We start from the raw sequence: 1,929 nt of genomic DNA, 5'->3' as shown, positions 1-1,929 counted from the left end.
GGCAAGTGGGGCGGTATTATAGAGTCGCTTGCGTCACTGTCAACAACAAAATTCAGGAAAAATGATCGTTTGAATGAAAAGCAAACAATGACGCCTTATTTCGTTGTTCTTAATAAGGCAAAAATAACAAATTCGTTCTCTGTGTCTTTTTTATCGACTGGCTGTTCTTTTGCATAGTGGCTTTGACTGTTAGAATAGCGCCAAATTTTTTTTAACCAACGTTTGATAGAGAAAAAGAATGTCTGTGGTAACACGATTTGCGCCCAGCCCGACAGGGTACCTTCATGTAGGCGGTGCCCGCACTGCTTTGTATTCCTGGTTATATGCCAAAAGCCAAGGAGGAGAGTTCGTTCTACGTATTGAAGATACCGATTTGGAACGATCAACAGACGATGCTAAACAAGCTATTTTAGATGGTATGCAATGGTTGGGACTGACCTGGGATAAAGGGCCTTATTATCAAACGGAACGCTTCGATCGTTACAAAGCCTTGATTCAGCAACTGCTGGATGAAGGTAAAGCATATAAATGTTTTATGCGTCCTGAAGAGCTAGATGCCATACGGGAAGAACAAAAAGCGAAAGGGGAAAAACCCCGTTATCCGGGCACTTGGCGTGATCGCACGGATCATCCTGCCGATGAGCCTTTTGTTATTCGTTTTAAAAATCCGCTGGAAGGCTCCGTTGTTATCCAAGATCATATTCGCGGAAAAATAGAGATTAACAACAGTGAATTGGATGATTTGATCATTCAGCGCTCTGATGGTTCGCCGACCTACAATTTTTGTGTTGTGGTAGATGACTGGGACATGGGCGTTTCTCATGTGGTGCGCGGTGAAGATCATATCAACAATACACCTCGGCAAATTAACATCCTAAAAGCACTGGGTGCACCGATCCCTGAATATGCCCATGTGTCGATGATATTGGGGGATGATGGTAAGAAATTGTCCAAACGCCACGGTGCGGTTAGTGTAATGCAATACCGGGATGACGGCTTTTTGCCCCAGGCGTTATTGAATTATTTGGTCAGACTGGGGTGGTCCCATGGTGATCAGGAAATATTCTCTGTTGATGAAATGATTGAGCATTTTAGTCTTGATGACATCGGTCAGTCTGCGTCGGCGTTTAATACAGAGAAGCTTATCTGGTTAAACCAGCATTATATGAAAACCTTGCCGGTGAGCGAAGTGGCAGCCAGAGCAAAGTGGCATTTTGATCATATGGGGATCGATCTTAGTGGGGGCCCAGCACTTGAGGCCGTTATTGCGATTCAAGCTGATCGGGTGAAAACCCTTAAAGAGCTGGCTGAAATTAGTACGTACTTTTACCAGGATTTTGCTGATTTTGATGAGAAAGCAGCGAAAAAGCACTTACGCCCAGTAGCAAAACAAGCACTTTTAACCGTTAAAGAAACCTTATTGGCGGTGGACAAGTGGGATCCGGAAAATATCGGCAATGCCATTAATCAAGCCGCTGAAATACTTGGCGTAGGCATGGGGAAAGTGGGCATGCCTTTACGGGTGGCGGTTACCGGTAGCGGCAATTCGCCGTCTTTGGATATTACCTTGAATTTGTTATCAAAAGAGAAAATTGCCGAGAGAATAGACAAAGCGCTCACTTTTATAGCAAACAGAGAAAATTCTTAAAAAAAGCGTTGACAGAACAGTGGGGGATGCCTAGAATGCGCCCCGCTGTCAGGGAACAGTCATGTGAAACAACATGAACAGTTCAACGATGGGGCCATAGCTCAGCTGGGAGAGCGCTTGCATGGCATGCAAGAGGTCGGCGGTTCGATCCCGCCTGGCTCCACCAAATCCTCTTTTTATTAGAAGTTGATTTGATAGGCTGAAGGTTAAAACCTTCGGACAGAATTTTCTGTCCCCTTCGTCTAGAGGCCTAGGACACCGCCCTTTCACGGCGGTAACAG

The 1,929-nt window shown here is 45.2% G+C and carries 1 protein-coding gene and 1 tRNA gene; both read left to right on the top strand.

Features of this window, described 5'->3' with window-relative positions:
* The first annotated feature begins 238 nt into the window (after positions 1 to 238).
* Complete coding sequence (gene gltX, locus V5298_RS20505; protein WP_332933265.1) at positions 239 to 1,648, top strand: glutamate--tRNA ligase; 1,410 nt, start codon at positions 239 to 241, stop codon at positions 1,646 to 1,648.
* A 90-nt stretch (positions 1,649 to 1,738) separates the two neighbouring features.
* A tRNA-Ala gene (locus V5298_RS20500) sits at positions 1,739 to 1,814 on the top strand.
* Positions 1,815 to 1,929: the final 115 nt, after the last annotated feature.

It is taken from the genome of Alteromonas sp. 14N.309.X.WAT.G.H12 (genome assembly GCF_036697315.1).
Classification (GTDB): Bacteria; Pseudomonadota; Gammaproteobacteria; order Enterobacterales; family Alteromonadaceae; genus Alteromonas.
This window is presented reverse-complemented; position numbering and strand designations above follow the sequence as displayed.